The sequence below is a fragment of the Mesorhizobium sp. M1143 genome, assembly GCF_040318435.1.
GTDB lineage: Bacteria > Pseudomonadota > Alphaproteobacteria > Rhizobiales > Rhizobiaceae > Mesorhizobium.
In genome coordinates this window covers 1-25,776 of the sequence record NZ_JAMYMJ010000052.1, presented here as the reverse complement: position 1 = coordinate 25,776, position 25,776 = coordinate 1, and the positions used below count along the sequence as shown (strand labels likewise).

27 protein-coding genes and 1 riboswitch are annotated in these 25,776 nt (G+C 63.0%); of the genes, 15 read left to right on the top strand and 12 right to left on the bottom strand.

The annotated features are described in order from the left end of the window. Positions 1 to 8: 8 nt before the first annotated feature. Positions 9 to 1,958 (bottom strand): PrkA family serine protein kinase, encoded by a 1,950-nt coding sequence (locus NKH35_RS25890; protein ID WP_352916845.1) that lies wholly within the window; start codon positions 1,956 to 1,958, stop codon positions 9 to 11. A 183-nt stretch (positions 1,959 to 2,141) separates the two neighbouring features. Between NKH35_RS25890 and NKH35_RS25885 the strand changes: the two genes are divergently transcribed. Then, positions 2,142 to 2,270: a hypothetical protein gene (locus NKH35_RS25885; RefSeq protein WP_023670673.1), complete on the top strand. Its 129-nt coding sequence runs from the start codon at positions 2,142 to 2,144 to the stop codon at positions 2,268 to 2,270. 224 nt (positions 2,271 to 2,494) lie between these two features. Further along, entirely contained in the window at positions 2,495 to 4,048 is a 1,554-nt protein-coding gene (locus NKH35_RS25880) for an acetolactate synthase large subunit (protein ID WP_023701378.1), read from the top strand. Between the two features lie 11 nt (positions 4,049 to 4,059). On the opposite strand, the gene NKH35_RS25875 is transcribed toward NKH35_RS25880, so the two are convergent. Beyond that, entirely contained in the window at positions 4,060 to 4,362 is a 303-nt protein-coding gene (locus NKH35_RS25875) for a BolA family protein (RefSeq protein WP_023670675.1), read from the bottom strand. A gap of 168 nt (positions 4,363 to 4,530) precedes the next feature. Between NKH35_RS25875 and NKH35_RS25870 the strand changes: the two genes are divergently transcribed. The 4 genes from NKH35_RS25870 to NKH35_RS25855 all read left to right on the top strand — a co-directional run bounded on the left by NKH35_RS25870 (position 4,531) and on the right by NKH35_RS25855 (position 9,202). Then, positions 4,531 to 5,160 carry a J domain-containing protein gene (locus NKH35_RS25870; RefSeq protein ID WP_032887126.1) on the top strand — a complete coding sequence of 210 codons (630 nt, stop codon included), beginning with the start codon at positions 4,531 to 4,533 and terminating at the stop codon, positions 5,158 to 5,160. 123 nt (positions 5,161 to 5,283) lie between these two features. Next, complete coding sequence (gene cobS / locus NKH35_RS25865) at positions 5,284 to 6,270, top strand: cobaltochelatase subunit CobS (protein ID WP_023670677.1); 987 nt, start codon at positions 5,284 to 5,286, stop codon at positions 6,268 to 6,270. Positions 6,271 to 6,281: 11 nt separating this feature from the next. Continuing rightward, positions 6,282 to 8,180 (top strand): cobaltochelatase subunit CobT, encoded by a 1,899-nt coding sequence (gene cobT, locus NKH35_RS25860; RefSeq protein ID WP_023699107.1) that lies wholly within the window; start codon positions 6,282 to 6,284, stop codon positions 8,178 to 8,180. Further along, positions 8,177 to 9,202: an esterase-like activity of phytase family protein gene (locus NKH35_RS25855; protein WP_023734619.1), complete on the top strand. Its 1,026-nt coding sequence runs from the start codon at positions 8,177 to 8,179 to the stop codon at positions 9,200 to 9,202. The genes cobT and NKH35_RS25855 overlap by 4 nt, the downstream gene beginning before the upstream one ends. Before the next feature lie 5 nt (positions 9,203 to 9,207). On the opposite strand, the gene NKH35_RS25850 is transcribed toward NKH35_RS25855, so the two are convergent. From NKH35_RS25850 to rpmB, 3 genes are all read right to left on the bottom strand, one after another. Beyond that, the gene (locus tag NKH35_RS25850) at positions 9,208 to 9,879 is read right to left on the bottom strand and encodes a polyamine aminopropyltransferase (RefSeq protein ID WP_023734618.1); all 672 of its coding nucleotides are present in this window, start codon (positions 9,877 to 9,879) and stop codon (positions 9,208 to 9,210) included. Between the two features lie 3 nt (positions 9,880 to 9,882). Further along, the gene (locus NKH35_RS25845; RefSeq protein ID WP_023748520.1) at positions 9,883 to 10,563 is read right to left on the bottom strand and encodes a queuosine precursor transporter; all 681 of its coding nucleotides are present in this window, start codon (positions 10,561 to 10,563) and stop codon (positions 9,883 to 9,885) included. Positions 10,564 to 10,725: 162 nt separating this feature from the next. Further along, on the bottom strand, positions 10,726 to 11,022 hold the full coding sequence (gene rpmB / locus NKH35_RS25840; protein ID WP_023670682.1) for a 50S ribosomal protein L28: 297 nt from the start codon (positions 11,020 to 11,022) through the stop codon (positions 10,726 to 10,728). A 258-nt stretch (positions 11,023 to 11,280) separates the two neighbouring features. Here rpmB and NKH35_RS25835 point away from each other — a divergent pair, with 258 nt between their 5' ends. From NKH35_RS25835 to NKH35_RS25825, 3 genes are read left to right on the top strand one after another with little or no spacing between them, the layout of a single operon-like run. Next, a complete protein-coding gene (locus NKH35_RS25835; RefSeq protein ID WP_023711708.1) occupies positions 11,281 to 12,081 on the top strand; it encodes a DUF3108 domain-containing protein in 801 nt (266 codons plus the stop codon). Positions 12,082 to 12,126: 45 nt separating this feature from the next. Next, on the top strand, positions 12,127 to 13,014 hold the full coding sequence (yddG, locus tag NKH35_RS25830) for an aromatic amino acid exporter YddG (protein WP_023670684.1): 888 nt from the start codon (positions 12,127 to 12,129) through the stop codon (positions 13,012 to 13,014). Then, on the top strand, positions 13,011 to 13,685 hold the full coding sequence (locus tag NKH35_RS25825; RefSeq protein WP_023742898.1) for a lysoplasmalogenase family protein: 675 nt from the start codon (positions 13,011 to 13,013) through the stop codon (positions 13,683 to 13,685). The genes yddG and NKH35_RS25825 overlap by 4 nt, the downstream gene beginning before the upstream one ends. Here the strand turns inward: NKH35_RS25825 and NKH35_RS25820 are convergent. Both NKH35_RS25820 and gloB read right to left on the bottom strand, forming a co-directional pair. Beyond that, the gene (locus NKH35_RS25820; protein ID WP_023706325.1) at positions 13,682 to 14,107 is read right to left on the bottom strand and encodes a cupin domain-containing protein; all 426 of its coding nucleotides are present in this window, start codon (positions 14,105 to 14,107) and stop codon (positions 13,682 to 13,684) included. The two genes, NKH35_RS25825 and NKH35_RS25820, sit on opposite strands and share 4 nt — an antisense overlap. Before the next feature lie 20 nt (positions 14,108 to 14,127). Beyond that, positions 14,128 to 14,895 (bottom strand): hydroxyacylglutathione hydrolase, encoded by a 768-nt coding sequence (gene gloB, locus NKH35_RS25815; RefSeq protein ID WP_023734615.1) that lies wholly within the window; start codon positions 14,893 to 14,895, stop codon positions 14,128 to 14,130. Positions 14,896 to 15,012: 117 nt separating this feature from the next. On the opposite strand from gloB, the gene NKH35_RS25810 reads away from it, so the two are divergent. The 3 genes from NKH35_RS25810 (at position 15,013) to NKH35_RS25800 (ending at position 18,606) form a co-directional block, all read left to right on the top strand. Then, positions 15,013 to 15,795: a class I SAM-dependent methyltransferase gene (locus NKH35_RS25810; RefSeq protein ID WP_023670688.1), complete on the top strand. Its 783-nt coding sequence runs from the start codon at positions 15,013 to 15,015 to the stop codon at positions 15,793 to 15,795. A 137-nt stretch (positions 15,796 to 15,932) separates the two neighbouring features. Then, complete coding sequence (locus tag NKH35_RS25805; RefSeq protein WP_023734614.1) at positions 15,933 to 17,753, top strand: ABC transporter ATP-binding protein/permease; 1,821 nt, start codon at positions 15,933 to 15,935, stop codon at positions 17,751 to 17,753. 64 nt (positions 17,754 to 17,817) lie between these two features. Further along, positions 17,818 to 18,606, top strand: a complete 789-nt coding sequence (locus NKH35_RS25800) for a DUF1194 domain-containing protein (RefSeq protein WP_023714977.1) — start codon at positions 17,818 to 17,820, stop codon at positions 18,604 to 18,606. Positions 18,607 to 18,657: 51 nt separating this feature from the next. Here the strand turns inward: NKH35_RS25800 and NKH35_RS25795 are convergent, their stop codons facing one another. After that, a complete protein-coding gene (locus NKH35_RS25795; RefSeq protein ID WP_023673297.1) occupies positions 18,658 to 19,593 on the bottom strand; it encodes a glycosyltransferase family 2 protein in 936 nt (311 codons plus the stop codon). A gap of 248 nt (positions 19,594 to 19,841) precedes the next feature. Here NKH35_RS25795 and NKH35_RS25790 point away from each other — a divergent pair, with 248 nt between their 5' ends. Further along, positions 19,842 to 20,162 (top strand): DUF1330 domain-containing protein, encoded by a 321-nt coding sequence (locus NKH35_RS25790; RefSeq protein ID WP_023694041.1) that lies wholly within the window; start codon positions 19,842 to 19,844, stop codon positions 20,160 to 20,162. Between the two features lie 7 nt (positions 20,163 to 20,169). On the opposite strand, the gene metW is transcribed toward NKH35_RS25790, so the two are convergent. After that, positions 20,170 to 20,784 carry a methionine biosynthesis protein MetW gene (gene metW / locus NKH35_RS25785; protein WP_023673299.1) on the bottom strand — a complete coding sequence of 205 codons (615 nt, stop codon included), beginning with the start codon at positions 20,782 to 20,784 and terminating at the stop codon, positions 20,170 to 20,172. Further along, entirely contained in the window at positions 20,781 to 21,950 is a 1,170-nt protein-coding gene (metX, locus tag NKH35_RS25780; RefSeq protein WP_023685352.1) for a homoserine O-acetyltransferase MetX, read from the bottom strand. The genes metW and metX overlap by 4 nt, the downstream gene beginning before the upstream one ends. 60 nt (positions 21,951 to 22,010) lie before the next feature. Then, a riboswitch (SAM riboswitch) is annotated at positions 22,011 to 22,088 on the bottom strand. Between the two features lie 126 nt (positions 22,089 to 22,214). Between metX and hisC the strand changes: the two genes are divergently transcribed. Together hisC and NKH35_RS25770 are read left to right on the top strand one after the other, a co-directional pair. After that, positions 22,215 to 23,324, top strand: coding sequence for a histidinol-phosphate transaminase (gene hisC, locus NKH35_RS25775; protein ID WP_352498143.1), 1,110 nt, complete (start codon positions 22,215 to 22,217; stop codon positions 23,322 to 23,324). A 4-nt stretch (positions 23,325 to 23,328) separates the two neighbouring features. Further along, positions 23,329 to 24,264 (top strand): prephenate/arogenate dehydrogenase family protein, encoded by a 936-nt coding sequence (locus tag NKH35_RS25770; RefSeq protein WP_352916840.1) that lies wholly within the window; start codon positions 23,329 to 23,331, stop codon positions 24,262 to 24,264. Positions 24,265 to 24,270: 6 nt separating this feature from the next. On the opposite strand, the gene NKH35_RS25765 is transcribed toward NKH35_RS25770, so the two are convergent. Further along, the gene (locus NKH35_RS25765) at positions 24,271 to 25,194 is read right to left on the bottom strand and encodes a sugar kinase (RefSeq protein WP_352916838.1); all 924 of its coding nucleotides are present in this window, start codon (positions 25,192 to 25,194) and stop codon (positions 24,271 to 24,273) included. 124 nt (positions 25,195 to 25,318) lie between these two features. Then, positions 25,319 to 25,776 (bottom strand): DUF2125 domain-containing protein (locus NKH35_RS25760; RefSeq protein WP_352916836.1); only part of this gene is annotated, 458 nt, incomplete at its 5' end.

Genomic DNA, 25,776 nt, shown 5'->3' with positions numbered 1-25,776 from the left:
CGGCTCTGTCAACCCGCCTTGTTCACCCGCATGTACCAGTCCACCAGCCGGCGTACCTGCCGTTCTGTGTAGCCACGCTCGATCATGCGCTGTACGAATTCGTTATGGCGCTTTTCCGTAACGCTGTCTTGCTTGGAGCCGAAGCTGATCACCGGCAAGAGGTCCTCGACCTGTCCGAACATCCGCTTCTCGATGACCTCGCGCAGTTTTTCATAGCTGGTCCATGACGGGTTGCGGCCGTGGTTTCTTGCGCGAGCGCGCAGAGTGAACTTCACCACCTCGTTACGGAAGTCCTTGGGATTGGCGATGCCTGCCGGTTTCTCGACCTGCGAAAGTTCGTTGTCCAGGATCTCCCGGTTGAGGATCTGGCCGGTGTCGGGGTCCTTGTAGTCCTGGTCCTCAATCCAGGCATCCGCATAGGCGATGTAGCGGTCGAAGAGGTTCTGGCCGTATTCGCTATAGGACTCCAGATAGGCCTTCTGGATTTCGTGGCCGATGAACTCGGCGTAGCGCGCCGCAAGCTCCGACTTGATGAATTCAAGATAGGCCGCTTCCGTTTCCTTCGGGAACTGCTCCCGCTTGATCGCCTCCTCCAGAATGTACATCAGATGCACAGGATCGGCGGCCACCTCCTCATTGTCGAAGTTGAATGTCTGCGAAAGGATCTTAAAGGCAAAGCGCGTGCTGACGCCCGTCATGCCTTCATCGACGCCGGCGGCGTCGCGATATTCTTGGACCGACTTTGCCCTGGGATCGACTTCCTTCAGATTTTCGCCGTCATAGGCGCGCATCTTGGTGTAGAGCGGCGAGTTGTCGTGCTCGGCCAAGCGCGTCGAAACTGCAAAGCGGCTGAGGATGTCCAAAACTTCAGGGGCACAGGGGCTGGCGGCCAACTCGCTCTCACGCAGCAATTTCTCATAGATCTGCCTCTCTTCGGTGATCCGCAGGCAATAGGGTACCTTGACCACCAGGATGCGATCGAGAAACGCCTCATTGTTCTTGTTGCTCTTGAACTGTTGCCATTCCGACTCGTTGGAATGGGCGACGATGATCCCCTGGTAGGGAAAGGCGCCGAAATTTTCAGTGCCGTTGTAGCTGCCTTCCTGTGTTGCGGTCAGCAGCGGATGCAGAACCTTGATGGGTGCCTTGAACATCTCGACGAATTCAAGCAGACCTTGCGTGGTCCGGTTCAGGCCACCGCTATAGGAATAGGCATCGGGGTCGGACTGGCTAAAATTTTCCAATTGCCTGATGTCGACCTTGCCGACCAGGGCCGAGACATCCTGATTGTTCTCATCGCCAGGTTCGGTCTTGGCAATGCCGATCTGGCGCAGCCGCGAAGGCATCAGCTTGACGACGCTGAATTTGGAGATGTCGCCAGACAATTCGTCGAGGCGCTTGGCCGCCCATGGCGAAATCAATCCGTTCAGCCGGCGCCGGGCTATGCCGTATTTATCCTCTAGCAGATCACCCATGTGATCGGGATGGAACAGCCCAAGCGGCGACTCGAAAACCGGGCTGATCTGGTTGCCGACCTTCAGCGTGTAGATCGGGCGCTGCTCCATCAGTTTCTTCAGGCGCTCGGCCAGAGAGGATTTGCCGCCGCCGACCGGGCCGAGGAGATAGAGGATCTGCTTGCGTTCTTCGAGCCCCTGCGAGGCATAGCGGAAATACCCGGCTATGCGCTCGATCGTATCCTCCATTCCATAGAAGTCGGAAAAATGAGGGTAGACCTTGAGGGTCCGATTCGAGAAAATGCGGCCGAGCCGCTCGTCTTTGCTGGTGTCAACCAGTTTTGGTTCGCCGATTGCGTAGACCATCCTTTCGGGAGCCGAAGCGTACATCGATTTGTCTTCCCGACAGGCAAGAAGATACTGTTGGATGCTGACCTCTTCGTCCGCCGCATTGGCATAAATTTCCGAAAAAAGATCGAAGACGTCGGATTGGGTTGCACGCATGATGTTCTGCCCTCGGAGCCGATCTGGATTCCAATCGCCTCATCACCTTCAACTGTCGGAAAGCATTGTTGGTTCCCTTCACATGAAGGAGAGTGGCTGCAATCCGGGTAGAAGGCTTGGGAGGAAACATTCGGAGTGGCTGGAATGGCGGGTTGCCCGGTGCTGCGGCGCTGATGGGCGGCGTTGTCGCCGGCCAGCTATCTCGATGGACACAAGCATCCGCCGACCTTCATCGCCTATTCGCGCGCCGAAGGCCGCGACGACCAATCGAAGGCTTTGCCAAACGCCTGCGCGCCATCGGCACTGAAGTGACGCTGTTCGACGGCAACGCCTACACGCATATGTCGATCAATCACGACTTCGGCGAGGACGGCGACGCGTTGACCGCCGCGATGCTGGCCTTCCTGAATGGACCGTCGGTTGATCCCCGATCCCCGCGAGGCGTCCTGGATCAGACCAAAAGCCCCGGCGGGACATTGCCGACCCGGCGGCTACAGGTGCAATTGTTCCTGAGTTGTCGATTGGGAAAGAAAATCATGAATGGCGCCGATCTGCTGTGCGACGTGCTCCTGGCCAATGACGTCACGGTCTGCTTCGCCAATCCTGGCACATCCGAAATGCATTTCGTTGCCGCACTGGACCGCAAACCTCAGATGCGCTGCGTGCTCGGCCTGTTCGAGGGCGTGGTGACCGGCGCCGCCGACGGCTATGCGCGCATGACCGACCGCCCGGCAGCAACGTTGCTGCATACCGGACCGGGTCTCGCCAACGGTTTGGCCAACATGCACAACGCAAGGCGTGCGCGCAGCCCGATGATCAACATTGTCGGCGACCATGCTTCCTACCATCTGCCGCTCGATGCCCCGCTGACCAGCGACATAGAAGGCCTGGCGTCGCCGATGTCGAACTGGGTTGGCCGCGTCAAGGGGCCGGCCGATATTGTGCCGGCCGCAGAGGCGGCTTTCCGCGCCTCACTCACGCCGCCTGGCGTCACGACCTTGATCCTGCCTGCGGATGCCGCCTGGGGCGAAGTTGCTGCGATTTCGCCTGGCAAGGTGAAGCTGGAGCCGCCGCCCGCCGTCGACATGGCTGTTGTGCGCACGATCGCCGAAGCAATCCGCGCCGCGCCGGGCCGTGTCGGCATGGTGGTGCGTGGGCAGGCGGCGCGCGCCGATGGACTTGAAATCGCAGGGAGAATGTCATCGGGAAGCGATGTCAGGCTGTTCAGTGAGGTTCTGATCGCCCGCATGCAGCGCGGCCGCGGGCGGTTCGCCCCGACCCGCATTCCCTATCCGGTCGATGCGGCGACGGCCATGCTCCGGGATATCGACTTGCTGGTGCTGGTCGGCGCCAAGGAGCCGGTTGCCTTCTTCGCCTATCCCGGCAAGCCCGGGCGGCTGGTTCGGGACGATTGCAAGGTGCTTTCGCTGGCGGCGCATGGCCAGGATCTGAAAGCGGCGCTGGAGGCGCTGGCTGCCGAGGTCGGCATCAAGCCGACGCAGCAATTCGCCGCCGCAACCGCCTTTCCAGACGAACCGACGCTGAGCGGCAGACTGACGGACGATGCCATCGCGCTGTCGGTGGCGCGCAAACTTCCGGCCAATGCCATCGTCTGCGACGAAGCGGTCACCTCGGCGAGACGGTTCTTCGCGCTATCCGCCTTTGCGGCGCCGCACGACTACATGATGGGTACGGGCGGATCGATCGGCGGCGGCATTCCGATGGCGACAGGAGCAGCGATCGCCTGCCCGGACCGCAAGGTGATCAATCTCGAGGCCGACGGCAGCGGCATGTACACGGTGCAGGGACTGTGGACCCAGGCCAGGGAAAAGCTTGACGTCGTGACCATCATCTTTTCCAACCGGACCTACGCCATCCTGCATGGCGAAATGAAGAATGTCGGGGTCAATGAGATCGGCGAGAACGCTAGGCGCATGCTCGATCTCGACCATCCGGCGCTGGACTGGGTTGCGCTGGCCAAAGGCATGGGCGTCGAGGCGGCCCGCGCCGACACGTGCGAGCGGTTCGACGCGCTGCTCGACAGTGCCCTGTCGCGTCCGGGACCGTTTCTCATCGAAGCGGTGATCTGAGGCGGAGAGACTTACCAACGGGTCTTTTCGCCGGGTGCAGCCGGTTCGATTGCCAGCGCATGGACGCCGGCTTGCAGCTCCGCTGCGAGCAATTCGTTGACGGCGCGGTGGCGGTCGATGCGGCTCATGCCAGCAAAGACGGATGAGACGATGCGGACGCGAAAATGCGTCTCGCCGGTGCCGTCATAGGCACCGTGATCGTCGGAGCCGTGGTGGTGATGACCGGCATGAAGGTGGCTTTCATTGACGATCGCCAGCCGCTCCGGCGAAAACGCCTTGTTCAGCTTGTCTTCCATCGTCGCCTGTATGGACATCGCCATCTCCCTTCACCATATCTGCAAGGCGTGATCGGGAAATCGGGATCGATCCCGCCGGGCCGCCTCAAAAATCGCCATTCGCCCTGCTTTATGCCGCGATTCAGCGGTTAGGGCGATGATCGCGAAAATGTCAATTCTTGTTTCGCACGTGCGAACAGCCCATAAATGGGTGAGATGAAACCGTACCCCAAATATTTCGAGAAAATTCGGGTCCGTCCCGACAAGGATGCGGAGTTGAAGTCGCACTCGCCGATCTGCCAGTGGGACGGCTGCAAGGAGGCCGGTACCCACCGGGCGCCGGTCGGACGCATGAAGGAAGGCGAGTATTTTCAGTTCTGCTTCGATCATGTGCGCGAATACAACAAGGGTTTCAACTACTTCTCCGGCGTGCCGGACACCGAGATAGCCCGCTTCCAGAAGGAAGCGATGACCGGCCACCGGCCGACATGGAAGATGGGCGTCGCCGGCGCCTCGACGCGCTCCTCGCCCGATTTCGCCCAGCAGCGTTCCGGTCGCGCCGGCTATTACAACCGCATGCGCGATCCCTTCGATCTGTTCAAAGGGCCGAAGGACCCGCGCGAGGCGCGCGAACGCAAGGCCAAGCCGCTTGAGGCCAAGGCGCTGGAAACGCTTGGCCTTGATACAAAGGCGACTGGCAAGGACATCAAGGCGCGCTATAAGGAACTTGTGAAGCGCCACCATCCGGATGCGAATGGCGGCGATAGAGGTTCGGAAGACCGGTTCCGCGATGTGCTGCAGGCCTATCGCGTGCTCAAGCAGGCGGGTTTGTGCTGAGCAACCTAACGGTTCGTGTCGTTTTCCAACTTTCATAAGGGTGGAAAAGGCTCTAAGACCGCCCCCGGACAAAATCGATTGCCGGCGAAATCAGGCATTTCGCCCGTGGAGACTTGGATAGAGATGAACAAGGTCGATCGCGACATCGCCAATTTGCCCGACACGACGGTGTCGGTGAAAGACAAATTCGGCTTCGAGTCCAAGATGGTGGTGCCGGCCTATTCGGTGACCTCGGAACATGTGCCGGACATCGATCCGGATTATCTGTTCGACAAGGCGACGACGCTGGCGATCCTTGCCGGCTTTGCCTACAACCGCCGCGTCATGGTGTCTGGCTATCACGGCACCGGCAAATCGACCCATATCGAACAGGTCGCCGCCCGCCTTAACTGGCCCTGCGTGCGCGTCAACCTCGACAGCCATGTCAGCCGTATCGACCTCGTCGGCAAGGACGCCATCGTCGTCAAGGATGGCCTGCAGATCACCGAATTCCGCGACGGCATCCTGCCCTGGGCCTACCAGCACAATGTCGCGCTCTGCTTCGACGAGTACGATGCAGGCCGTCCGGACGTGATGTTCGTCATCCAGCGCGTGCTGGAATCGTCGGGCCGCCTGACGCTGCTCGACCAGAGCCGGGTCATCCGCCCGCATCCGGCGTTCCGGCTGTTTTCGACCGCCAACACGGTCGGCCTCGGCGACACTACCGGCCTCTATCACGGCACGCAGCAGATCAACCAGGCGCAGATGGATCGCTGGTCGATCGTCACCACGCTGAACTACCTGCCGCACGACAATGAGGTGAACATCGTGCTGGCCAAGGCCAAGCACTATCGCGACGGCAAGGGCAAGGACATCGTCAACAAGATGGTGCGGGTCGCCGACATGACGCGCTCGGCCTTCATCAATGGCGATCTGTCGACCGTGATGAGCCCGCGTACCGTCATCACGTGGGCCGAAAATGCCGAGATCTTCGGCAATATCGGCATGGCGTTCCGGCTGACCTTCCTCAACAAATGCGACGAGCTGGAGCGTTCGGTGGTGGCCGAGTTCTACCAGCGCGCCTTCGGCGAGGATTTGCCCGAGAGCGCCGCCAACGTGGTGCTGGGCTGAGCAGAGCCTCGATGGCGGGTCCGGGCGACAACACGCGCAACAAGTCGAAGACGGGGTCTGAAGCCGACAGCTTCAAGCGTGCCGTCACCGTCTGCATGCGCGCCATCGCCGGCGACAAGGAGCTCGAAGTCGGTTTCGCCAAGGACCGCCCGGCGCTCGCCGGCAGCCGCGCCCGACTGCCCGAACTGCCGAAGAAAGCGTCCAAGACAGACATCGCGATTACTCGTGGCCTGGGCGATTCCATGGCGCTGAAGCGCGCCTGCCACGATCAGCGCATCCACACCAAACTGGCGCCGGAAGGCAAGCTGGCGCGCTCGATCTATGACGCCGTGGAACAGGCCCGCGTCGAGGCGATCGGCAGCCGCGCCATGCAAGGCGTCGCCGACAATATCGGCTCGATGCTGGAGGACAAATACGCCAAGGCCAACCTTGTCGACGTCAAGGACAAGGCCGACGCGCCGATCGAGGAGGCGCTGGCGCTTATGGTGCGCGAAAAGCTGACCGGACGGCCGATCCCGAAGAGCGGCGAACGGCTGGTCGACCTCTGGCGGCCCTGGGTCGAGGAAAAAGCCAAGGCCGATCTCGACGGACTGTCGGCCAAGCTTGGCGACCAGCAGGCCTTTGCCCGCGTCGTGCGCGAGATGCTTGCGTCCATGGAGATGGCCGAGGAACTCGGCGACGACCAGGAAACCGAAGACTCCGAGGACAATGACGACAACCAGCCGCAAGGCGAGGAGCAGAGCGAGGAGGGCGGTGAAGAGGATTCCGGCTCCGAGCAGTCGCAGTCAGAGGATGCCGAGGCCTCGGCTGACGACGAACAGTCGTCCGAGACTGAGGCCTCCGACGCCACTGCCGACGATCTTTCCGACGATGACGATGCGGACGCCGAAACGCCGGGCGAGGCGCGCCGTAACGACAACCCCTTCGCCAACCTGCCGAAAGAGATCGACTACAAGGTTTTCACCACCGCCTTCGACGAGACGGTCGGTGCGGAAGACCTGTGCGAGGAGGAAGAACTCGACCGGCTGCGCGCCTTCCTCGACAAGCAGTTGGCCAATCTCTCCGGCGTCGTCGGACGGCTCGCCAACCGGCTGCAGCGCCGCCTGATGGCGCAGCAGAACCGTTCCTGGGATTTCGACCTCGAAGAGGGTTATCTCGATCCGGCACGCCTGGTTCGTGTCGTCATCGACCCGATGCAGCCCTTGTCGTTCAAGCAGGAGCGCGACACCAAATTCCGCGACACGGTGGTGACGCTGGTGCTCGACAATTCGGGCTCGATGCGCGGTCGGCCGATCACGGTTGCCGCCACCTGTGCCGACATTCTGGCGCGCACGCTGGAGCGCTGCGGCGTCTCGGTCGAGATCCTCGGCTTCACCACGCGGGCGTGGAAGGGCGGACAGGCGCGCGAGAAGTGGCTGAAGGACGGCAAGCCGCCGAACCCCGGCCGGCTCAACGATCTGCGCCACATCATCTACAAATCCGCCGATCATCCGTGGCGTCGCGCCCGGCGCAATCTCGGCCTGATGATGCGCGAGGGCCTGCTCAAGGAAAACATCGACGGCGAGGCGTTGTTATGGGCGCACAACCGGCTGATCGCCCGGCCCGAACAGCGCAAGATCCTGATGATGATCTCGGACGGCGCGCCGGTCGACGATTCGACGCTGTCGGTCAATCCTGGCAACTATCTCGAGCGGCACCTGCGCGCCGTCATCGAGCTGATCGAGACGCGCTCGCCGGTCGAGCTTCTGGCCATCGGCATCGGCCACGACGTCACCCGCTATTACAGGCGCGCCGTCACCATCGTTGATGCCGAGGAACTGGCCGGCGCCATGACCGAGCAGCTGGCCTCGCTGTTCGCCGAGGAAAACGTGCGCGATACACGCCGCGGCGGCTACCGGCGCGCCGGATGATTTTTTTGCGCGGCGGGTTTCGGCAGATGCTCTTCGCGGTCACTGCGTTGTCCGGCATGGCGTTTGCGCCGGCCATCGCCGCCGGCCCAAGCGCGGTCGAGCCGGTCGAAGTCTCGGCGCGACCGATCACCACCTTCCATATCGGCAGCGCCGACAAGCAGTTTGGGCCGCTGGAATTCGTCGGCGGTCTTGAGATGAACTCGACGACGCGCGATTTCGGCGCGCTGTCGGCATTTCGGTTCGTCAAACCCGGCAGCGATTTCATCGGCGTCGCCGATACGGGCTTCTGGTTCTTCGGCTCTATCACCCATGATGCCGACAAGCGGCCGTCCGGCATCCAGAATTTCCGCATGCAGCAGATGGTCGATGAGAAGGGCCGGCCGATCGACAGGAAATGGGAAGTCGATGCCGAGGGCCTTGCAGTCAAGGACGGCATCGCCACCGTCGGCTTCGAGCGCGATCACCGCGTCGCCCAGTTCAAGATCGACCCCAGCAACATGACGGCGCCGTTCAAGCAACTGAACTTTCTGGTTCCAGCCCGCGAACTGCGACAGAACCGCGGTTTCGAGACCGTCACCCACGCCAATCCCAACGGCCAGCACGAGGGCGGCCTCGTCGTGGTCTCGGAAAAGAGCTTGGACAAGGCTGGCAACATCTATGCCGCCATCATCGAAGGGCCGCACAAGGGCGTCTTCACGGTCAAGCGCAACGGTGATTTCGACATCACTGACGGCGCCTTCCTGCCGGATGGCGACCTGCTGCTTTTGGAGCGCAGTTTCTCGATGGCCGGCGGTGTCAGGATGCGGCTAAGGCGCATCTATGGCGAAAGCGTCGAGAAGGGCGCGGTTGCCGACGGGCCGGTGCTGATGGAAGCCGACATGGGCTACCAGATCGACAATATGGAAGGACTCGACGTCTGGACCCGCGATGACAGAGCGCTGATGGTGTCGCTGATCTCGGATGACAACCATTCGATCCTGCAGCGCAACCTCTATCTGGAATTCATCCTGCACCAGGATTGAGAGCCCTAAGGCTTGGTGGCGATCCAGATGACGTGGCGCGCGCCGCGCTTGCCATTGGCGCGCGTCTTCACCTCGTCCACGACAAAGCCCGCCTGCTTGAGCCTAAGTGTGAAGCCGGCATCGGGGCCTTGCGACCAAACAGCCAGCACGCCCCCGGGCCTGAGCGCTGCACGCGCCGCGCCTAGGCCGGCAGCGCCATAGAGGGCGTCGTTGCCCTTGTAGACGATGCCTTCGGGGCCATTGTCGACATCGAGCAGGATGGCGTCCCAGGCTGCCTTGTCGGATCTTATGATGTGCCCGACGTCGGCTTTGCGAACCGTCACACGGGGATCGTCGAGACAGCCGGCGAAGACCGCTTCCATGGGGCCGCGCGCCCAGGCGATGACGGCGGGGACAAGCTCGGCAACGGTGATCCCTGCGTCGGCGCCCAATTGGGCAAGCGCAGCGCGCAGCGTAAAACCCATGCCCAGGCCGCCGATCAGGATTTTCGGTTGGGCGCGGCCGCCGATCTTTTCACAGGAGAGCTTGGCCAGCGCTTCCTCGGAGCCGCCGAGGCGGCTGTTCATCAGCTCATTGGTGCCGAGCATGATCGAGAATTCGCTGCCGCGCTGCTTTAACCGCAGTTCCTGTCCGCCGTCAGGCGTTTTGGCCGAGCCGAGCTGGACCCAAGGGATCACGGCCTAGACAGCCACGGCCGGCTGGCTCCAGTGGGCGGCGAGCAGCCGGTAGGGGATCAGGGCCACAACAGCGATGATCAGCTTCACCGAGAGGTCGCCCAGGGCCCAGGAGACCCAGCGCATGGTCTCGACCGGCAGCACGCCCATCAGCGGCGCCGTCTCCAGCGCAAAGCTGTCGTTCGGGCCGGCAAAAGCGAAGGCGGCCGAAAAGGCGATGCTGAAGAACACCAGGGTGTCGAACACCGAGCCGACCAGCGTGCCGACGATCGGCGCGCGCCACCAGCTCTGCCGGCGCAACCGGTTGAACACGGTGACGTCGAGCAATTGCGCGCAAAGGAAGGCCGCGCCGGAAGCTGTGGCGATGCGCACCAGCCGGTCGGCTGATGTCTCGAACTCGATCAGGCCGTGGCGAAACAGGAAGGGCGGGACGAGGATCGAGCAGACCACAGCGGTCATGAAGCCGACAAGGACGATGCGGCGCGCCACGGTCGGCCCGTAGCGGCGGTTGGCAAGGTCGGTGACCAGGAAGGAGAAGGGATAGGTGAAGGCGCCCCAGGTCAGGATGTCGCCCAGCGACAGACCGCCGGCCTGGCCCTGCATCGGGAACTGCACGAGGATGTTCGATGCCACGACGACAAGCGCCATGGCGGCCACAAAGGGCAGATATCGCGAGAAGGAAGTCATTTTTTTATCCTGGGTAATGGAACCAGCCAGGCGCTAGCCGAAGTTCGGGTCGCGCTGCCTTGCAAGTTTTGAGCATCGGATTGCTCCGATGCTGCTGCCTTAGAAGTTTTGAGCATCGGATTGCTCCGATGCTCAGGGCGGTCGTCCCCCGCCTTGATATCGTTAAGCGGCGGGCTGGTCGGCCAGCTTCTTGGCGATCTGCTTCTTCAACAGGCGCGCGCGCTGCGACAATTCCTTGGCGTCGGCCTTGGCCAGGAAGGCGTCGAGGCCGCCGCGATGCTCGACCGAACGCAGCGCGTTGGCCGAAATGCGCAGGCGCACATTCTGGTTCAGCGCTTCCGAAATCAGCGTCACATTGACGAGGTTCGGCAGGAAGCGGCGCTTGGTCTTGTTGTTGGCGTGGCTCACATTGTTGCCGGTCTGGACTGCCTTGGCAGTGAGTTCGCAGGTGCGGGACATGGTTCTAACCTTCAGTTCTGTCTAGCCTGCCAAACCTTGTTCGCCCGCGCCGGGTGGCGCGCGGTTTCAGTCAGGCGGCCTTATGGAAAAGTTGGCGTTCCTTAGTTGCATTTCGCCAATGCGTCAAGCTCCGGCTTGCCCACGACTGTGACGGGCGTTTCACATAAAGGCCGGAATTCAGCCTATAAGCGGTCGGACAGGGACATTTCAAGCCGGAGTCGCCCGCCTCCGGTTAAAAAATCAAGGACCGAGCCCGCCATGCTTCGCCCGTCACATGCCGTTGTCGCCATACTTGTCGCCGCCTTGCCAACATCAACCCTTGCCGCCGCGCCCGCAGCCACCGCACAGTCCTTCAAGGGCGAATACACGGTGTCGTTCCTGGGCCTTTCCGTGGCCAAGGCGACATTTTCCAGCCACTACGAAGGCGATAGCTATTCCATAGACGGCACCGTCTCCAGCGCGGGTCTCGCCACCTTGTTCGACGACACGAGCGGCACGATCTCGTCAAAGGGCAAGATCCTGGGCAAGCAGATGCAGCCGCAGGTATTTCGCGCCGATTATAAGTCCGGCAAGAAGGCTTCCATGGTCGATATCCGCTTTGCCAATGGCGCGGTGACCGCCACCCAGGTCATTCCCGAGCCGAAAAAGCGCAATCCCAAAAACTGGATACCGCTGGGCAGCAACGATCTGGCATCGGTGCTCGATCCGATGGCGGCTACCGTCATCCATGCTGACAGCCTCGACCAGGTCTGTGGGCGCAAGGTGAAATTCTATGACGGCGAGATGCGCGCCGACCTGACGCTGACCTACGCCTCGAAAGGATCGATCTCGGTCAAGGGCTACAAGGGCGACACCGTTACCTGCAAGATGAGCTTCGAGCCGGTGGCAGGCTACCGCAAGGGCCGCAAGGCGCTGAATTACCTGAAGAAGAAGAGCCAGATGATGGTGACGTTTGCACCGCTCGGCCAAACCGGCATATATGCGCCGATCCACGCCACGGTCGGGACGCAGATCGGCACCTTGACTGTCAGCGCGGGGCGGTTCGAAGCTACTGAATAGACGCGCCCACCCGAATAGAAATGGGGCGAGTCGCCGGAGACGGGCATGGGGCGCGCAACACTGATCGGTTTCTCGGCGGTCGCCATGTGGGCGCTGCTGGCGTTGCTCACCGATGCGTCGGGCGCCGTGCCGCCATTCTTGCTCTCGGCCATCACCTTCACCATCGGCACCGCGGTCGGGCTGGTTGCCCGGCTGTTCATGCCGGCGACCGATAAAAGCCTGAAGATCCCACGCCAGGTCTGGGTGATCGGCATTGCCGGACTGTTCGGCTACCATTTCTTCTATTTCACCGCGCTGCGCAACGCGCCGGCGGTGGAGGCAAGCCTGATCGCCTATCTGTGGCCGCTGCTGATCGTGCTGGGATCAGCGCTGATGCCGGGCGAGAAGCTGGCCTGGAACCATGTCGTCGGCGCGCTGCTCGGGCTCGCCGGGACCGTGCTGATCGTCACCAAGGGTGGCGGCCTCGCCTTCGATGCTCGCTACACCTTCGGCTATGCGATGGCGGCCGTCTGTGCGCTGCTGTGGTCGTCCTATTCGCTGCTGTCGCGGCGCTTTCCGGCGGTGCCGACCTCAATCGTCACCTGGTTCTGCGCCGCCACGGCAGCCCTGTCCCTCATCTGCCATCTTCTGCTGGAAAAGACGGTGCTGCCCGATGGCCCCGGCCAGTGGCTGGCGGTGGTTGGTTTGGGGTTGATGCCGGTGGGTGCCGCCTTCTACGCCTGGGATATCGGCGTCAAACGAGGCAACATCCAGGTGCTCGGCGCGGCAAGCTATGCGGCGCCACTGCTGTCGACATTGGTGCTGATCGCGGCGGGCGTTGCCGAGCCGTCGCTGCGTATCCTGGCGGCCTGCGTACTGATCACCGGCGGCGCGGCGCTGGCGGCGAAATCGTTGTTCCTGCGCAAGGCGGCAACTGGCGGGGCAAGCGCATGACGATGCCGTTTGCCGGCGGCATCGACGCCAACGCAAATGCAACATTGATTTTTTCGCTGGTGGCGGCGGTGATCTACGCCTTCACCCTGGATATGCGGCCGACGCTGGCCCGCTCGGCGGCAAAGACGCTGGCCGTGGCCATGCTTGCGGCGCTGGCCTTCATGCAAGGTGGGCCGCTGTTGCTCGTCTCTGCGCTGGCGCTCAGCGCCGTCGGCGATGCCTTCCTGTCGCGTGACGGCGAAAAGGCCTTCCTCGGCGGGCTGGCCAGCTTCCTTGCGGCGCATGTCCTCTATGTGCCGCTCTTCCTGCTCGGCGGCGGCGGGCTGGATGTGCTCAGCACCGAGACATGGCGCGGCGCCATCGCGCTTGCCATGGCGGCCTTCGCAGTCGTCATGCTGGCGGCGCTCTGGCGCCGTGTCAGTCCCGGCCTGCGGGTGCCGATCGCCATCTATATCGCGGCCATTCTGGCGATGGGCATCTCGGCGTTGACGCTCGCCAATCCGTGGGTCATCGGCGGCGCTGTTATGTTCATGGCATCGGACGGGCTGCTTGCCGCGGAGAAATTCCTGGTTCCGGCAATAGCACCCTATCGCGCCGGCATCCGTTATGCGGTCTGGGTGCTCTACTATGCCGCCCAGCTCTGCATAACTCTTGGTTTTCTTCTGGCCTAAGGCTGCCAGCCCGGCTCGGCCATTTCAAACGCGGCGAAGTCGAAGCCCGGCGCCACGGTGCAGCCGACCAACGTCCATTCGCCGAGGCTGCGCGCCGATTGCCACCAGCCGGCCGGCACGACGATCTGCGGCCGCTCGCCCGCCGCAAGCTCAATGCCGAGCACCTGCTCGATCACCTGGTTAAGCATTGGACTACCTTCCTCGCACATCGACAGCGCCAGCGGCGCTCCGGCATGGAAGTGCCAGACCTCGGCCGCGTCCTTGACCCGGTGCCAGGCCGAAATCTGGTCCTGTTCAAGGAGGAAATAGATCGCCGTCGAATGGCCGCGCCCGGCGCCGTCGCGAAAGGTCTCGGCATACCAGCCGCCTTCCGGATGCGGCTTGAGGCCGAGCGTGGCGATGATTTCAGCGGCGCTGGTCATGGCTGATCCCGGAATGATGCTCAGAAATTGTCCTTGCGCTTGCGGATTTCCGCGAACACTTCGGCGTCGGAGGCCGCCTCCATACCGAGATGCTTGCGGATCGCCGGGTCGTGCCAGCGCAGGAACGGATTGGTCGACAATTCCTCGCCGATCGTGGTCGGCAGCGTCGCCTTGTTGTCGGCGCGCAGGGTCTCGATCTTGGCGGCGCGTTCTTTCAGCGCCGAATTGGTCGGGTCGACGGTCAACGCAAAGCGGGCGTTCGAAAGCGTATACTCATGGCCGCAATAGATGACCGTGTCGGCCGGGAGTGCGACGAGCTTCTTCAGCGACTCATACATCACCGGCGGCTTGCATTCGAACAGCCGGCCGCAGCCGAGCGCGAACAAAGTGTCGGCGGTGAACGCCACTTTCGAGGCCGGAAAATGATAGGAGACATGGCCCGCAGTGTGGCCGGGCGTGGCGATGACATCGATCCGCTCACCGCCGAGATGGACGACCGAGCCTTGCCCGACGGTCTCGTCGATGCCGGGGATCTTTTCCTTTTCCGCCTCCGGTCCGACGATGCGCAGCTTGAAGCGCTCCTTCAGCGCCAGATTGGCCTCGACATGGTCGACATGGTGGTGGGTGGTCAGGATCATCGTCGGCTTCCAGCCGGTACGCTCGATAGCGGCAATGATCGGCGCTTCTTCGGGTGCGTCGATAATGGCGGTCTCGCCGCTTTTCGGGTCATGCACCAGCACACCGAAATTGTCGCTGCGGCACATGAATTGTTCGATTTCGACCGGCATTGGCATCTCTCCATCTGTTGGCGCAGACATAGGGCGCTTGGCCGCTGATGTCATCTAGCTTTGCAGAGCCTGGCGGCTTTGTTGAACTTCGGCGGCATCGCAGCTACCGTCCCGCGCATGCATTCCGATATCGTCGATCTCCGCTCCTTCTATTCGACCACGCTCGGCCGCCTGGCTGAACGCTCGATCACCATGGCGCTGTCCTCAATATGGGCAACAGTGCCGAATGAGCGGCTGGTCGGGCTCGGCTATACCTTGCCGTGGCTGGAGCGGTTCGGCACCGATGCCGAGCGGGTGTTTGCCTTCATGCCTGCTACGCAAGGCGCCGTCGTCTGGCCGGCGAACGGGCCGACGGCTACGGCGCTGGTCTTCGACGAGGAATTGCCGCTGGTCGATTCCTGCATCGACCGCATGCTGCTCGTGCATTCGCTCGAACATGTCGAAAACCCGCGCGAGACGCTGAACGAGATCTGGCGGGTGCTGTCGCCGGCAGGGCGCGTCGTCATCGTCGTGCCCAACCGGCGCGGTGTCTGGGCGCGGTTCGAGCACACGCCGTTCGGCAATGGCCGGCCGTTCTCGCGCGGCCAGCTGACAGAATTGCTGCGCGAGGCGAATTTCACGCCGGCTTCCTGGTCCGACGCGCTGTTCTTCCCGCCATCGCCGCGGCGCTTCATGATGCGGTTCCACAATGTGCTGGAGCGCGCCGGCCGGCGGTTCTGGCCGATCTTTTCCGGCGTCATCGTGGTCGAGGCGCAGAAGCGGCTCTATCAGGGCGTGCCGGTCGCGCAGCGCGCTTCGCGCCGTGTCTTCGTGCCGGTACTGTCACCGCACGGTGCGACGCGGCTTGGCCGCCGGGCGGAAGGGGTGACATCGACGACGCGTCAGGTGACACCTTCGTGATCATCATGAAAACTGGTGTTGCGTGGGTTTTTCCCACCTATCTGTCGCAGATGCATTCGCGGTCCGTTTGAGCGGCGGATGCCTTCAAGTCTCTCCATCTGGTTTCAGCAACGCTTCTGAACGCAAGGACCTCGTGCATGGCTGATCAACCGGACAAGTCCGCCGCCGCTCAGCCGGTAACCGTCGATGCCAGCAGCCTGCGCGATCAGGTGGCGACGATCAAACGGGCGCTGATAGGCTCACCGGTGCGCAAGTGGCTGGTCTGGACGTCGGTCGGCATTATGGCGGTCATCGTCGCGACGTCGATCGGCCAGGTTCTGCTCAACCGCTGGAACCAGCCTTTCTACGATGCGCTGGCGCGTCGCGACATGGCGGCCTTCCTGCACCAGCTGATGATCTTTGCCGTGATTGCCGGCACGCTGCTGCTGCTCAACATCGCTCAGACCTGGCTCAACCAGATGATCCGGCTGAAGCTGCGCGAGGCGCTGACGCTCGACCTGATCGACCAATGGATGCGGCCGGCGCGGGCCTTCCGGCTCGCCAATGCCGGCGCCATCGGCGTCAATCCCGACCAGCGCATGCAGCAGGATGCCGCGCATCTGTCCGATCTGTCGACGGACCTCGGCGTCGGCCTGCTGCAATCCTTCATCCTGCTGGTGTCGTTCGTCGGCGTGCTTTGGCAACTCTCGTCGGGCTTCGTCTTCCACATCAACGGCTGGTCGCTGGCGATACCGGGCTACATGGTCTGGGCCGCGTTCCTCTATGCCGGCATCGCCTCCTGGCTGAGCTGGCTGGTCGGGCGGCCGCTGATCCGCCTCAACAGCGACCGCTACACCCGCGAGGCCGAGCTGCGTTCCGGGATGGTGCGCGTCAACGAGAATGTCGACGCCATCGCGCTCTATCACGGCGAAGCCGATGCCAAGAGACGGCTCGAAATCGACCTTGGCACGGTGCTGGGCGCGATGCGAAACATCTACAAAGCGCAGATCAACCTTTCCTGGGTGACCGATACCTATGGCTGGATCACCGTGGTGGCGCCGATCCTTGTGGCATCGCCGGTCTATTTTTCAGGCGATATCAGCTTTGGCGGGTTGATGATGGCGGTCGGCGCCTTCAACCAGGTGCACTCGTCGCTGCGCTGGTTCATCAACAATATCGGCGGCATCGCCGACTGGCGCGCCACGCTGATGCGCGTTGCCGACTTCCGCATTGCGCTCGATGAAACCGATGTGTTGCACGACAAGGAAAAGCGCATCGAATTCGGCGATAACGCCAATGGCAGCCTGACCTTCGAGAAGCTCCAAGTGGCCTCGCCGGAGGGCTGCACCAAACTTTCAGACAGCCATGTCGAGATCCATCCCGGTGAGCGCGTCATGATCACCGGCGACCCAGGCGCCGGCAAGACATTGTTCTTCCGCGCCATTGCCGGCCTTTGGCCCTGGGGCAGCGGGCGGATCGGCTTGCCGGCCGGAGAAACGCCGATTTTCGTGCCGCGTGTTCCGTATTTTCCTGCCGGCACGTTACGCGAAGTGCTGCATCCGAATGGCTCGGCGCCGGCTGGCGATGCTGATTTTGGGGCGGTGCTGGCCGAGGTCGGCCTCGAGCGGCTGTCATCCTCGCTCGACCGTTCCGCACGCTGGGAGCGTGAACTCAACGATGACGAACAGCGGTCGCTGGCCTTCGCCAGACTGGCCTTGCGGCAGCCGAAATGGGTGATCATCGACGAAGCGATGGACGCGTTCGATGGTCCTTCGCTGCGAAGGGTACTGTCCATGCTGGAGAAACGCCTGCCGGAAACCGCGATCCTCAACATCGGGCGCGGACTGCACAATGGTCATTTCTTTCCACGCGCATTGAACATCGTGAAGGATACGGGTGCTGCGCCACTGAAACCCGCCCGAGTCAGGACCGGCGCCATCGACCCGCCGCCGAAAGCGGCCGTGCGGCGAAAGAAGTAGAAGGGGCTTTATTTCGCCGCGATCGCGGCGAAGATTCACGGGTCCAAACGTCCGTGGTGCGGCCATGCTCGATGCGCTCAGCCTGCTTGCCTGCCTTGCCTGCACCACGCCCGTGGCTGCCCCGGCCGTTGCCGTGGATGTCGAACTGGTGCTGGCCGTCGACATCTCACAGTCGATGGACGAGAGGGAGTTCGCGCTGCAGCGCGCGGGCTATGTCGAGGCGCTCAGGCATCCCGATTTCATCAAGGCCGTGCGCTCGGGAACCACCGGGCGCATCGCGCTTGCCTATTTCGAATGGGCGGGCGTCGTGCGCGAGGATGGCGTCATCGCCTGGCAGGTGATCGACAGCGCAGAGAGCGCCAACGCCTTCGCCGACAGAATAGAAGCGCGGCCGTTCCGCAGCTTTCGCGGCACCTCGATTTCGGGCGCGCTTGCCTTCGGCGCCGGGCTGTTCGAGGGCACGGGGTTCGATGCGCCACGCAGCGTCATCGACATTTCCGGCGACGGTCCCAACAACACCGGGCTGCCCGTCGCCACGACACGCGATGCGGCGGTGGCCAAGGGCATCGTCATCAACGGCCTGCCGATCCTGATCAGCCCGTCGCCGACCTTCAGCCATCTCGACCAGTATTATGACGACTGCGTCACCGGTGGGCCCGGCTCCTTCGTGTTGCCGATCTATGCGGCCTCGGAATTCGCCACCGCCATACGCCGCAAGTTGATCCTGGAGGTGAGCGGCATCGCAGATGCGACCGTGGTCCCGATCGATGCCGCCGCACCCATGGACTGCCTGCAGGGCGAACGCGACCGGCGGCTATATTCCGACCCATATCTGCCGGAACTCGACAAATGAGGTTTGAGGCAGTTCGGAGGGGAAAGCCGCTGCGCGGCTTGTCGGCAAACTTCAGGCCGGCCGTGCACCGTATTTGTCGCGAAATTCGGCATAGAGATCGCGGCGCCAGCGCCGGCCGCCGACATAGCCACGCAACAGCTGCGGCAGCGAATAGCCAAGCGCCTTCGACGACCGGTTGGCCATATAGCCGGAGAACGCCTGCGAAACCCTGCCCTTGAGTGCATCGGCGATGAGCTGCCGGGCGATCATGTAAGGCGGAATGTAGGGGTAGCGGTCGGCGATATAGGGGTGCTTGTCGATCAAGCTCGCATAGGCTTCGACATAGCCGTCCCGGCGACCGGAGATCGAATTCTCCGAGTTGTACTTTTTCCAGTCGATCACTTCGGACAGCTGCGCGCCGCTGCGACGGGCAAAGCGCAGCAACAATTCGCGATCCTGCATGCGCGTGACGTCACTGTCGTAGCCGCCGATGGCCAGCAGCGACTCGCGCCGGGCGGTGATTGCCGACCCGGCAATGAAGATGGTCTGCGCGACAAGGGCCCGCTCCAGCGAGTCGCGGCTCAGCAGCGCCTCGCGGTTGACGCAGTTGGTGCGGCGATTGCCCTTCAGCGACACGAAGGAACTGATCAGCACTTCGAGCGAGGGATTGTTGTCGAACTGCTCCAGCGTCCGCGCCAGGCGATCCGGCAAATAGACGTCGTCGGAATCGAGGAATGTCACCACCGGCGCCTGCGCCCGCTCGATGCCGGCATTGCGGGCGGCATTGGCGCCGCGCCATTTCGAGCCAACATAGATCAGCCGTGGATCGCGGATTTCGGCAAGTGCGGCTGCCGTACCGTCGGTCGAGCCGTCATCGACGACAATGTGTTCGAACCGGGGAAAATTCTGCGCCAGCACGCTCTCCACGGCGCGCACCACCTTGCTGCGGCGATTGTGCGTCGGTGTGATCACCGAGATCAGCGGAGCGAGGTCGGTTGCCTTGGACATGTTGCTTCGATTGTGCCCCGAAATGCCTGGAGGCCGGAGGTTTTGATGGTCGCCGTCCAAGCCTTACCCCGGGATGGCATTCGATTCGACGCTACAAAAAACCAGCGGCAATGTCATCACAAACTGTTGAGCCAGGACGCCGGTAAGCCGGCCGATTACCCCAGACGTAATCGACCGATGGCCATCATGTCTGCAGATTGCGCCAACGAAGCCGGTCGTCGGGCTTCGATCTCACAGGGAGTTCAGCCATGGCCGCCTACGCCGTCGCCCATATGCGTCAAGTCACAATGGGCCCGCAGATTGTCGAGTATCTGCAGAGGATCGACGCCACATTGGAGCCGTTCGGCGGCCGCTTCCTTGTCCACGGCGGCGACATGGACGTGGTCGAAAACGAATGGCCCGGGCATCTGATCGTCATCGAGTTTCCGGACAGGGCGCATGCGTGGGGCTGGTACGATTCATCAGCCTATCGCGAGATTCTGGCCTTGCGCACCGACAACTCCCACGCCGATGTGATCATCGCCGATGGCGTTCAGCACCCGCACAAGGCGACGGACGTGCTGGAATAGGGGCAAACTACCGCTTCAGCAAGAACACCGCTTGCTGGCCGAAGAAATTCCAGAACCACCATGGCATCGACAGGCCGATCTTCTGGCCGTTGCCGTCGAGCGCGGTGGCTTTCTCGACCGAAGCGCCGAGTTCCTCGACCAGATTGACGAAGTCGCGGATGGTGCAGAAATGGATGTTGGGCGTGTCGTACCAGGAATAGGGCAGGTCCGCGGTCACCGGCATCCGGCCATTGACGAACAGCGACAGCCGCACCCGCCAGTGGCCGAAATTGGGGAAGGAGACGATGGCGCGGTTGCCGATTCGCAGCAGCTCGTCGAGCACCAGCTTCGGGTTGCGGGTCGCCTGCAGCGTCTGAGACAGGACGACGAAGTCAAAACCCTTGTCCGGATAGAATTCGAGGTCGGTATCGGCATCGCCCTGGATGACCGAGAGACCGCGCGCCACGCATTCATTGACGCCGCGCTGTGACAGCTCCAGCCCGCGGCCGTCGACCTGCTTGGTCTCCTGCAGGAGTTCGAGCAGCAGGCCGTCGCCGGAGCCGACATCGAGCACCCGCGACTGCGGCGGTATCAGGTTGGCCACGACTTCGAGGTCGACGCGCTGGCTGCCATTGACGCTCATGAGGCGAGCCCCCTTGCGCGGGCCGCCGAGCCGATGAAGCCCTTGATGGCGGCAAACAGTTCGGGTTCATCGAGCAGGAAGGCATCATGGCCGCGGTCGGTGTCGATCTCGACGAAGGAGACGGAGGCGCCGGCGGCGTTGAGCGCATGCACGATCGAGCGGCTCTCCTCGGTCGGGAACAGCCAGTCCGAGGTGAAGGACACCAGGCAGAAGCGGGTCTTGGTCCCGGCAAAGGCATCTGCCAACCGGCCGCCATGGTCGGCGGCGAGGTCGAAATAATCCATCGAACGGGTCATGTAGAGGTAGGAGTTGGCGTCGAAGCGGTCGACGAATGTCATGCCCTGGTGGCGCAGATAGCTTTCGATCTGGAAATCTGCGTCGAAACCGAAGGTCAGCGCTTCGCGGTCCTGCAGATTGCGGCCGAATTTCCGATGCAGGGCGGCTTCCGACAGATAGGTGATGTGGGCGGCCATGCGCGCCACGGCGAGCCCCTTTTCCGGGCGCTTGCCGTGCTCGAAATATTTGCCGCCATGCCAGTCCGGATCAGCCATGACAGCCTGGCGGCCGACCTCGTGGAAGGCGATGTTCTGCGAGGAATGGCGTGCGCCTGTGGCGATCGGCAGGGCCGAGAAGACGCGCTCGGAATAGCATGACGCCCATTCCAGCACCTGCATGCCGCCCATCGAGCCGCCGAGCACGCAAAACAGCTTTTCGATGCCGAAATGGTCGACCAGCATCAGTTGCGCCCGCACCATGTCGCGGATGGTGATGATTGGCAGGTCGAGGCCGTAGGGCTTGCCGGTGGCGGGATTGGTCGAGGCCGGACCGGTGGAGCCGAGGCAGCCGCCGATGACGTTGGAGCAGATGACGAAGAAGCGGTTGGTGTCGATGATCTTGCCGGGACCGATCAGCACTTCCCACCAGCCGGGCTTGCCGGTCACCGGATTGGTGCTGGCGACATGCTGGTCGCCGGTCAGCGCGTGGCAGACCAGGATGGCGTTGGTGCGGGCATCGTTGAGGGCGCCATATGTCTGGTAGGCGATCTGGAACGGCGACAAAAGCGTGCCGGCGTCGAGCTTCAGCGGCTTGTCAGGGCCAAAACGCAACACAGGGCTCGACGGGTTGTCGGCCTCGTTGTTGGTTTTTGTAGCGCGGAGCGCGGCCATGTGACTCTCCTTGCCCGCCGTCAGGCAATAAAAAACCGGCAATGCGATCGCAAAGCCGGTTACGTCACGCAAACGGCCCTTTAGCGAGTTGTTTAACGTGGCTGCAAGCCGACCGGCCAAATCACCACGGAACTGTTGCGTTCTTCTAGAACTCGTGCGGCCCGGCGTCAACGGCCAGCTATTGCCCGCCTCTCGACATTCGCGGCTACGGCTTGTATTTCCGCTGCGGCCTCCGGACGGAGGCATTCTCGATGGATTTGCGACATGGACAAGAAAGCGGACAAGGCACGGCCGACGCCCCGCGCGGGCATTATGGACATCGACGCCTATGTGCCGGGCAAGAGCACTGCCCCGGCCGGCGTCGCCAAGGTCCATAAATTGTCGTCGAACGAGAACCCGCTCGGCCCGTCGCCGAAGGCGATCGAGGCCGCGCGTGAAGTGGCTGCCAAGCTCGATGTCTATCCCGACGGCACCGCCCGCCGGCTGCGCGAAGCGATCGCCGAGGTGCATGGCCTCAACCCGGCGAACATCATCTGCTCCAACGGTTCCGACGAGATTTTGGGCCTGCTGGCGCAGACCTATCTTGCGCCAGGCGATGAGGCGATTTTTACCGAACATGCCTTCATGGTCTACAAGATCTACATTCAGTCGGCGGGGGCCAAGCCGGTTGCTGTGAAGGAAACCGAGGAGCGCGCCGACGTCGACGCGATCCTGGCCGCGGTGACGCCGCGGACCAAAATCATCTTCCTCGCCAATCCCAACAATCCGACCGGCACCTATCTGCCGTTCCAGGAGGTCCGCCGTCTGCATTCCGCGCTCCCGGGCAACGTGCTTCTGGTGCTGGACGCGGCCTATGCCGAATATGTCAGGCGCAATGACTATGAGGCCGGCATCGAGCTGGCGGGCAGCGCACAGAATGTGGTCATGACCCGCACCTTCTCCAAGCTCGGCCTTGGCGGCGCGCGCATCGGCTGGATGTATGGCCCACTGCACATAGTCGATGCCATCAACCGTATCCGCGGCCCTTTCAACGTTAACGCAACAGCGATCGAGGCCGGCATTGCCGCCATCCGCGACCGCGCCCATGTCGAGCGCAGTTCGTTGCACAACGAGACCTGGCTTACCTGGCTGAATGAAGAGCTGACGAAGCTTGGGCTGCGCGTGACGCCCAGCGTCGGCAATTTCGTCCTCATCCACTTTCCCGACGACAAGAGGCATTCGGCTGAGGCGGCGGACGACTACCTCACCCAGCGCGGCTATATATTGCGGCGCGTTACCGGCTATGGCTTTCCCAATGCGCTTCGCATGAGCGTCGGCACCGAAGAAGCCAATCGCGGCGTCATCGACGCCCTCACGACATTCCTGAAAAGCTGAAACAATGACATTACCGATGTTTGAAAAGATCGCGCTGGTCGGCATCGGCCTGATTGGCTCGTCGCTGGCCCGCATCATCCGCCGCGAGGGCCTGGCCCGCCATGTCGCCATCGCGACGCGCAGCCCGGCCACGCTGGCACGGGCGAAGGAGCTCGGTCTTGGCGAGAGCTACACCACCGACGCCAGGGAAGCGGTCCGCGATGCCGACCTGATCATCGTCTCGGTGCCGGTGGGATCGTCGGGCGAGGTGGCGCAAGAGATCGCGCCGGCGCTGAAAAAAGGCGCCATCCTCACCGATGTCGGTTCGACCAAGGCCTCCGTCATTGCGCAAATGCAGCCCTATGTGCCGGAAGGCGTGCATTTTATTCCGGGGCACCCGCTGGCAGGTACGGAGAAATCGGGCCCGGATGCGGGTTTCGCCGAGCTGTTCGAAAACCGCTGGTGCATCTTCACGCCGCTGCCGGGAACCGATCCGGCCGCGCTGGAAAAGCTGTCGGAATTCTGGCGGCGCTGCGGCTCCAACATTGACACGATGGACCCGCAGCATCATGACATGACGCTGGCCATCGTTTCGCATCTTCCGCACATCATTGCCTACAACATCGTCGGCACGGCCGACGATCTGGAATCGGTGACCAAGTCGGAAGTGATCAAATATTCGGCTTCCGGTTTCCGCGACTTCACCCGTCTGGCCGCCTCCGACCCGACCATGTGGCGCGACGTGTGCCTGCACAACAAGGATGCCATCCTGGAAATGCTGGCGCGCTTTTCGGAGGACCTCGCCTCGCTGCAGCGGGCGATCCGCTGGGGCGACGGCGACAAGCTGTTCGACCTGTTCACCCGCACCCGGGCCGTTCGCCGTTCGATCATCGAGGCCGGCCAGGACATCGACGTGCCGGATTTTGGCCGCCAGGCGGTGGAACATCCGGCGAAGAGCTAAGTTCCCTCAAGCGGGCCACGTCGCTTCGAGCATGGCCATTGTCTCGGCCCTGTTTGGCGCTCCCAGCCGGCCGCCGAAGCGTTGGCATTTGAGCGCGGCGGCAGCACTGGCAAAGCGCAAGGCCTGCTCGATAGGCATGGCTTCGGCAAGCCCGACGGCAAAGGCACCGTGAAACACGTCGCCGGCGGCAAGCGTGTCGACCGCCTTGATCTTCGGCGCCGCGATGTGGCGCACGCATCCGGCGGACCGGTCATGCCACCAGCTTCCCGAGGCGCCGCCGGTCACCGCCACGAAGGCGTCGGTGCGGCTGGCGAGGTCGGCACAGGCGGTTTCGGGGTCCAGCGCGTGGCCGCAGACGATGCGTGCCGCCGTCTCCGAAGCGACGATGTGCGATGCCAGCGGCAGCAGGCGCTCCAGCACCTCAACCGGCGCCGTGTCGGCGTCGAGGATGGCGGGACGGCCGGCGCTGCGCGCGGCGGTCAAGGCAAGAGCGGCGGCGCCCGGCCAGCGCACATCGACCAGCACGGCATCGAAGCCGGAAAGATCGGCGACAGGCACCGCCTCGGGGTCGGCCTGCGCCTTTGGGTCGTAGAAGGGCACGATGATGCGCTCGCCATGAGCGTCGACCAGGATCGCGGCCAGCGCCGAGCGGGCGCCTTCGACGCGGCGAACAAAGCCGCAATCGACGCCCTCGGCCTTGATGCCGGCAAGCAATTGGTCGCCGACGGCATCGTCACCTGCACTTGCCCACAGGAACACCTCGGCGCCGAGACGGCGGGCGGCGCAGGCAGCACTTGTCGCCATGCCCGAGGCGATCTGGATGCCGTCCGAGGCGATGAACTTGCCCTGATGCGTGGGCAGGGTTTCGACGCGCAGGATGGTATCGAGCGTCAGCGCGCCAACGCTCAGCAGTTTCACCGGTCGGTTCATGCGTCGGCTTGCTCGAGCATGATCTCTCCCCAAAAGCCATTCCCGCTCTTTGCGATCATGCTCTATCTCTTTGTTTTAACGCAATTCCGGACGGAAAACCGCTCACACTTTTCCTGGAATTGCTCTAATCGAGCGGCTTGATCTTGCCCAGCGGAATGAAGCCGAGCGAGACCTTGCCCTTCACCACCTTGAGCGGCATCGACGGTTCGTTGCCGAGCAGCGCCAGACCGGCAAAGCCTTGCTCGATCTGGCTCTTCTGCTCGGGGATTGCGGTGGCGAGGATTGCCGCCACGGCTTTGGGATCCTGCAGCTTGATCGTCAGGTCGGCATTGACCAGGCCGTTGGCGTCGACCGACACCGGGCCGGAGACGGTGATGCGCGCGGTTCCCGACGACAGATCGAGCTTGTGGATGTCGACCGCCTGGCCGCGCAGGCTCCTGGCCTGCGTCTTCATCAGCGCGACGCCGTTCTTCAGCGTCGCGTCGCCGCTGCCGTCGAGCGGCGGCAGCCCGCGCCCGCCGCTCGCGGAGGCGTCGATCTCCAGATCGGTGCAGCTGCCGCCGGAGCCGATGTCCTGGCCGG